An 8,878-nucleotide genomic window follows, 5' to 3' on the forward strand; every position below is an offset into this window, starting at 1 on the left:
ACATCCACATCATCCGTAGCACTACAGGCCACTCCGTTTGTCGGACTGAAGCCGGTATCCGTAACTGTTACACTGTAATTCGTGTCGCTGGTCGGACTGACGGTGATCGATGCGGTCGTTGCTCCCGTTGACCACAGATAACTGTAGCTCCCAGAACCGCCGCTTGGTGTAGCCGTAAGCGTTACCTCGTTGTCTTCATAACAGACGTAAACATCTGTTCCGGCATCAACACTGATGGCCGGGTTGACAATCACATCCACATCATCGGTAGCTGTGCAATTATTCTGATCAGTTGCACGTACATAATAGGTCATTGTTGAAGTCGGATTAACAGTAATCTGTGAACCAGTGCCTGCAGATTGACTTAAACCTGCATCGATAAACCACTCATAGGAATACCCAGGAGTACCACCGCTTGCCGCTGCTGTCAAATCTACTTCATTATCTTCATAACAAACATAAATATCTGATCCAGCATTTACCGTTAACAGCGGTGGCTGGGTAATCGTAATAACATCGGTTGTATCAGAGCTACAACTCTCAGCATCAATAACAGCTACTCGATAGCCTCCAGCCAAGAGGTTTTCAAATTTCACTGAACCCGCTGATACCTTTGTATCAAGAGAATCATTAGTTGCACTCAATAACGTATATGTATAGTCTGGATATTCTCCATCAGCTGTTGCAGTAATTGATCCCGTTGCAGTTCCATAACATTCAACGTTAGTATGTATAGCTGCCACAGTAGTTCCGACTGTTATATTTAACTGGATCGGTGGGCCGGGTATATCTTTCAACGTAGAAGGACCATTACCTGATGACCTAGTCCGGATAAATACGGTACTAATCGTATAACAAGGTTTCTCTGCCAACTTGAACAAGGCACCAATATTAACAGCTCCTTCACACCATTGATTAACATTATAGTATGGCATATTAGGAATCTCTATTGGGGTCTGCGCAACTCCACTACAGTAAGGAGTTATTGAGGCTGTTTCAGTCTGCCCAAAAGCAGGAAAAGTGACGTAGGTTTTTTCCGTATTCACGGTCGCTAAAATCGCGCCGTATGGATAACCATTTTCCGTATCAACCAAATCGGACGGTACAACATGATAACTATAAGCTGGGTTTCCTTGGCTATCCAATCCATCGTAAGTCCAACGCTGAACAATCACATTCGCATCGGCACCTCCCTGTTGGAATTCAACAGAAATCAGGTAATCATCAACTGTACGGCCACCATCCGGTCCATCGGAATGGAAATGGCCCGATGCACTACCTTCCGGAATTGAGTCAATCCACAGAGCTGCCTGCAAAAACTCAAAATCGATATAACTGCTCCCATCCGTATCCTCCCTGTCACCTGCAAAGGCACACCATAAGTCCTTTGGATTTCCCTTCTTGCCATCAATACCATATAGACTTGGGTCTCCCCAGGAAAATAAGGCACCGGCACTCTGTATCTCATTTTTGGTCGGGTTCGAGCCTTCACCCCACTTGTATGTATTCGGATCATCGTCAATTTTGGAAGAGGTGATAAAAACGGTCGGGTCTTTATTCGTAATATCATCGACATAAACGACCACCGTATCATCATCTACACCAGGAGTATATTCCGTACCTGGGGGAGGGATTGCATAAACAGTATCTCCCACAACAGTCAGCACACCGCCTCCGGGACCATCCCAGGGGCCGTTACAAAGCCCAAAATCAATATCATTCCATAAAAAAATATCACCGGAGGTGCCGAAATAATGCACCACCTGAACCCCGACAGAATCCTCTTTTTCTACAGGGGTTCCATCTGGGTAAGTTACATAAAGAACACTATCCGGATGATAGTTCGCATAAGCATTACCATCGATAGCCGTACCGTTTGCCGGAGATATTACCGGAGCAATACCCAGAATATTACCGGTAATATCACTCGTTTTCTGTGCCGTCGACGTTAAAGGTGCTAAAAACAATGTTAGTACCAGGGAAATAATCGTTAATCCACAGTACCAACATCGACTTACACTTTTCTTAGAGGGAGAGAGGTAAAGGTTCTCCATAGTTTCATGAATTTAGGATTCGATTTGTTTTTGCAATGGTTTTCAACCTTGGTTTAGTTATTTGACGATTTAAAATCGAATGCAAAAACGATTTGTATACATACAATAATTCCCTTTTTCACAGGGAATCGCAACAGAGAGTTTCGGACTTGAGAGTCTTAAAAGTTATAGCAAAAGATAGTCGAAAACCGAGCGGACTTCAATCAGGAATCTTACGGATATTTTGAGACCAAACACCTGTATAAAAAGACCTTTAAGACATTAAAATTCTCGTCCGCAAACCAACTTCAGTAAGCAATTCTGACATAAAAAAAGGAGATCGGCCTAAGCCAATCCCCTCTCAAATCATTCATTTATCATCAAACACAGGAAAGCCGGACACGCTTGCCCGGCCTTCCATTAATTCCAGAAATGATGCTCTCTACCTCTTATCAAAGTAGTTTCTTAATGAGATGACTATTCAGACTATTTCGGTCATTTCTGTTGATCGTAAATCAACTGACCATTAAGTACGGTGTCGCCCAAGGTAAACCGGTAGATATAAGCACCTGATACGATGCCATCCGGTGTATATTGAGTGACTACATTTTGTCCTTTGGTTACCTGCTGTTTCAGAATGACAGCCACTTTCTGACCGAACATGTTGAACAGTTCGATTTTGGCTGTACCATCCCGATCGGCAATAAACTCGAAGGTGATCTTATCAGAGAACGGGTTCGGATACGCGTTCACCACCGTTGCTGATTTCAGAGTTGTCAGTGTAGCTGACTCCTGAATTTCAGGACAGCTAATCGCATCTGCATAAGTACCGCTGTCGGATGATGAAGGCGGTGTAAAGCCCTCGATTTTACAGCTAACAGCATGTACAATTATCCATACCGGACCGGAAACATTCGTAAATTGGACGGTATAGCTCGTTGGCATATCCATATTTGCATCACCGAACGTGTATTGTCCCGGAGCAACCGTGTAACTTCCGTTTTTCATCGGGAACATATCACATCCGACGTTGACATGAACTTCGTCCAGGTAATACGGAGCGTTGAGCATATAAACTACCGTAACGGTATTACCTGAATAAGTGACATGAGCGGAACCAATCGAAGCGGTTATCGGATCGCAATCCGGATTTCCGGCGTAAATTGGCCAGTACTCATCTGTACCTTCCGTCAACGTGTTGGTCCAGCCCCAGTTACTAAATCCGTGATCATAGAAACATTCATTGTGATCACTGCGGGCATAAGCCGTGTTACAACTTGGATTACAAGTGTAGGTAATTATTTGCTCACAGGTTGATGAATTACCACAATCGTCGGTTGCTGTCCAGGTTCGGGTTGTTGTCCAGCCATTCAACATACTTACCGTTTCATCACTATAACTGATTAGCGGATTCGGATCGCAATTGTCTGTTGCAGTCGCCTCACCCGTATCTCCAACATCATCACAAACCGTAAACACATCAACCGGACAAGTAATTACCGGAGGTGTCATATCATAATGACGGGTAATGCGTAAGGTTTTCTGAATAGCTGCATTCAAACAGTCATCAGTGATATTGAAAGTATAATCCCGGTATTGGGTACATTCATCAACAGAACCTTCACCAACCATCACACCGTCTACCGTACCGCTCAGCTCACCACCGATTCCGCAATTGTCGGTCCAGCCGGTACTCACAGTTGTTGGCCAAGCCACATTACAGGCTGTGGCATCCCATGGTGTCGGATCTGCCAAAACAGGTGCTGTCATATCATAGTGACGGGTGATGCGTAAGGTTTTCTGAATAGCTGCATTCAAACAGTCATCGGTGATATCGAAGGTATAATCCCGGTATTGGGTACATTCATCAACAAAACCGTCGTCAACCATTACACCATCTACCGTGCCGCTCAGTTCACCGCCTATTCCGCAATTGTCGGTCCAGCCAGTACTCACAGTTGTTGGCCATGCAACATTACATGCTGTGGCATCCCATGGTGTCGGATCTGCCAAAACAGGTGCAGTTACATCATAGTGACGGGTAATGCGTAAGGTTTTCTGAATAGCTGCATTCAAACAGTCATCGGTGATATCGAAAGTATAATCCCGGTATTGGGTACATTCATCAACATAACCGTCGTCAACCATTACACCATCTACCGTACCACTCAGTTCACCACCGATTCCGCAATTGTCGGTCCAGCCGGTGCTAACGGTCGTTGGCCATGCAACATTACATGCTGTGGCATCCCATGGTGTCGGATCTGCCAAAACAGGTGCAGTTACATCATAGTGACGGGTAATGCGCAGGGTTTTCTGAATAGCTGCATTCAAACAGTCATCGGTAATATCGAAAGTATAATCCCGGTATTGGGTACATTCATCAACTGAACCTTCACCAACCATCACACCATCTACCGTTCCGCTCAGTTCACCACCGATTCCGCAATTGTCAGTCCAGCCGGTGCTTACGGTTGTTGGCCATGCAACATTACAGGCTGTAGCATCCCATGGTGTCGGATCTGCCAAAACAGGTGCAGTTACATCATAGTGACGGGTAATGCGTAAGGTTTTCTGAATAGCTGCATTCAAACAGTCATCGGTAATATCGAAAGTATAATCCCGGTATTGGGTACATTCATCAACAAAACCGTCATCCACCATCACGCCATCTACCGTACCGCTGAGTTCTCCGCCGATTCCGCAATTGTCAGTCCAGCCGGTGCTTACTGTTGTTGGCCATGCAACATTACAGGCTGTAGCATCCCATGGTGTCGGATCTGCCAAAACAGGTGCAGTTACATCATAGTGACGGGTAATGCGCAAGGTTTTCTGAATCGCTGCATTCAAACAGTCATCGGTAATATCGAAAGTATAATCCCGGTATTGGGTACATTCATCAACAAAACCGTCGTCAACCATTACACCATCTACCGTACCACTCAGTTCTCCGCCGATTCCGCAATTGTCGGTCCAGCCGGTGCTAACGGTCGTTGGCCATGCAACATTACATGCTGTGGCATCCCATGGTGTCGGATCTGCCAAAACAGGTGCTGTCATATCATAGTGACGGGTAATGCGTAAGGTTTTCTGAATGGCTGCATTCAAACAGTCATCGGTAATATCGAAGGTATAATCCCGGTATTGGGTACATTCATCAACAGAACCTTCACCAACCATCACACCGTCTACCGTTCCGCTCAGTTCACCACCAATTCCACAATTGTCGGTCCAACCGGTACTAACGGTCGTTGGCCATGCAACATTACAAGCTGTAGCATCCCACGGTGTCGGATCAGCCAGAACAGGTGCTGTCATATCATAGTGACGGGTAATACGTAAGGTTTTCTGAATGGCTGCATTCAAACAGTCATCGGTGATATCGAAAGTATAATCCCGGTATTGGGTACATTCATCAACAAAACCGTCATCCACCATCACGCCATCTACCGTACCGCTGAGTTCTCCGCCGATTCCGCAATTGTCAGTCCAGCCGGTGCTTACTGTTGTTGGCCATGCAACATTACAGGCTGTAGCATCCCATGGTGTCGGATCTGCCAAAACTGGTGCAGTTACATCATAGTGACGGGTAATGCGCAAGGTTTTCTGAATGGCTGCGTTACCACAATCATCAGAAATATCGAAGGTGTAATCCCGGTATTGGGTACATTCATCAACAGAACCTTCACCAACCATCACACCGTCTACCGTACCGCTCAGTTCACCACCAATTCCACAATTGTCGGTCCAGCCGGTGCTCACCGTTGTTGGCCAAGCCACATTACATGCTGTGGCATCCCATGGTGTCGGATCTGCCAGAACAGGCGCTGTTTCATCAGCATGAACTGTAAATGTTGCAGTACAAGAATCTTTCTTTCCACAGAAATCCTGGACAACATACTTATATTCCAATGAAACACCTGCACATGTCGGGTTTGCCGGCAATGTCGGGAATGCTCCTGAAATTTTAGTTACAGGTGCTGTGCCTCCGGTATATTGGAAGCCCAAAATCCATTCATTATAAGCATCGGTAATCGCAGTATTACTGGTACATTCAGGTAAATCAGGATCTGATGGACAGATCGCAACCGGCGGATCCGGTTGGATATTAATCTGAGCCGGTGGTCCCGGGATATCTTTCAACTCGGAAGTCCCAGATTCACCAGATGTTCTGGTTCGTGTAAAAATAGTACTCAGTGTGAAACATGGGTCCGAAGCCAGATCAAATACAGAACTGAGGTTAATGGCACCTTCACACCACTGGTTTACTTTATAATAAGGCATATCTTCGACCAGACCAATATTCGGGAAAACATGATCTTCAGTTTGCCCAAAAGCGGGAAAATGGACATATGTTTTCTCGGTATTTACCGTTGCCAGAATTGTACCAGGCGTGTATGCCCATTCGTTATACTGCCAGGTTCCGCCAACAAACTCCCATCTGTAGGTCATTACGTTAGCAACCGGACCACCATTAACAAACTCAACAGTTACCAAAATATCTCCTTCGGTACGCCCTCCTGTTTCCGCGGGTGCAGCAGTCGTAAACTTACCAAAATAGAATCCTTTGGCATCAACACCAAGAGTATCCATATACAACGGGACCTGCAGAAATTCGAAGTCGATATAACTGCTCCCATTTATGGCTTGCCGGTCGGCTGCCCAGGAAACCCAAATATCATCATCAAGGGTAGGAATTTCGGGAGTGCTCAAAGAAGCATCCCCCCTCGTAATAATCACACCAGCATTTTGGATTTCATTTTTATTCGGAGCTGATCCGACACCCCATTCATAGGTGTTCGGGTTGTCGTTAATTTTGTTCGATGAAGTAAAAATCGTAGAGTCTTTGTTGCCAACTCCATCAAAATAGCGGACTAATTGGAAGTCATCAACAACGCTGGTCCAGTCATGAGGAACAGCATATGGCGGTGCAGGAATGATATCATATACACCTCCACCACCATTGAAAGGATAAACGTCGTCCCAACGAAAGATGTCACCCGAAGTAGTGCTCACAACTCCGTAGTTTGCGTAAGCATCCCCATCAATCGTAGTACCATTGGTAGGAGCTTTTACCGGAACAACCCCAAGCACGTTTCCTGTAACCTGGGCCGTTACCGTTATAGGTATCGAAAACAATGCCAGCATCAGAAACACAAGCCCCAGACGCCAACATCGATGATAACCTTTCAGAGTAGAATTAAAGTAAAAATTCTCCATAGTAACATGAATTTAGATTTCAATTTCACTGCAATTCATTCAGAACTTTCTTCATCTTCATATAGGTTGAGAAAAAATTACAGGTAATGATTTAGCAGAAACAAATGCCCTTTTCACGAGGGATTATAGCAGAGAATTTCGATCACAGGGGGGCTTTAAAATCAACTCAAAAAGGTAGTCAAAAACGGCTCTGACTTCAATCAGGATTGTTCCTGATTTTTGAGAACAGAGACCAAATACCAGAGTTCCTCTGTTGGTTTGAATCCTCTGCATTCAATCATATACAACCGATTTCATCGAAACAAAAAAAAGGGATCGGCCTGTGCCAATCCCCTCTTCAAATAACGATCAATTTATCGTCGAACTCATGGAAGCCGGACACTCTTGCCCGGCTTCCGCTGTGTTTTAAAAGCGTTATATCCTACTTCCTTTCAAAGTAGTTTACTACTGAAATGAAAACGGGTGGTTCTCATTTCTTTTCGGTATAGTTCAACTTGCCGCTTACGACCGTCACACCTAACTTAAACTGGTAAATATAAGTTCCAGTGACGATGCCATCCGGCAGATAATCAACTTGCACCTCTTCTCCAGCAGTTACCTGCTGCCTCAGGATCGACGCTACTTTTTGACCATACAGGTTGTACAGGTCAATTTTTGCCAATCCATCCCGATTCGCCGTAAATTTAAAGGTGGCATAGTCGTCAAACGGATTCGGGAATACTTGTAAATCCACTTCATTGGGCTCAGTTGGGTTCTCCGTTTCAATAGCGCCAGAACCGCTTTCCTCCGGTTGCAAATTACAATCAATACCCAAGTCCATTGGATCAAATCCGTCAGCATAGACCGGTCCTTCAGACTCGCCGCAAGCACAAACTTTTTCACAAGTTACTGCGTGAGCGATAATGTAGAATCCGCCCTGAACGTTGTCGAACTCAGCTGTCAGGCCATTCACATGGTCTAAGCTTCCGGCATTAAAGGTGAATTGTCCCGGAGCAACTGTTGGCGTACCGTTCTTCGTCGGATATGGCTCGCAGCCCACATAAATATGCGCTTCGCTCATGGCGTAACCATCCGCAATTTGATATTCAACAGTTACAGTACCTCCCGAGTAAGTGACGATTACATGACCTACCAATGCTCCTTTATCAACCATACACTGAGCAGCACCGGCATACAACGGTAAGGTATACTCACCTTCAGCGGTAATCAAGTTCGTCCATCCCCAGCGACTGAATCCATCATCCAGGAAGCAGCGGGCGTCAGACTCATAATCTCCGTCGAGTTTCGCAATAGCAGTTTCACAATTGTCGTATTTAGAAGACTCTTTGGTGACGTAGATCGTCTTTTCAGCAGAATTATCACACTCGTCGGTAATTGAGAAAGTGTAGGCGTAAACCGTGTCGCATTCTGTTGCACTGTAGAATTCTCCAATGGCAGTAACCTCACCGCCTTCAGAGCAGTTGTCAGTCCATGGAAGAATAAGTTCGTACGGCAGATCCTCGTTACAAACGGCATAATCCTCACCTCCAACAATTACCGGTGCGGTCATATCGTAGTGACGAAGTACGCGGATTACAACTTCATCGGCGGCGTTACCACAGTCATCCGTTGCATTGAAGCTGTAG

General features: G+C 45.4%; 3 protein-coding genes. All 3 read right to left on the reverse strand.

The features are described 5' to 3' along the window. Positions 1 to 2,054, reverse strand: a 2,054-nt coding sequence (locus BC643_RS23240; protein ID WP_147377321.1) for an Ig-like domain-containing protein, incomplete at its 3' end; no start/stop codon positions are given. Between the two features lie 474 nt (positions 2,055 to 2,528). Beyond that, a complete protein-coding gene (locus tag BC643_RS23245) occupies positions 2,529 to 7,253 on the reverse strand; it encodes a T9SS type A sorting domain-containing protein (protein ID WP_120275875.1) in 4,725 nt (1,574 codons plus the stop codon). 469 nt (positions 7,254 to 7,722) lie between these two features. Further along, positions 7,723 to 8,878 (reverse strand): T9SS type A sorting domain-containing protein (locus BC643_RS23250; protein ID WP_147377322.1); only part of this gene is annotated, 1,156 nt, incomplete at its 5' end.

It is taken from the genome of Mangrovibacterium diazotrophicum (assembly GCF_003610535.1).
Lineage (GTDB): Bacteria > Bacteroidota > Bacteroidia > Bacteroidales > Prolixibacteraceae > Mangrovibacterium > Mangrovibacterium diazotrophicum.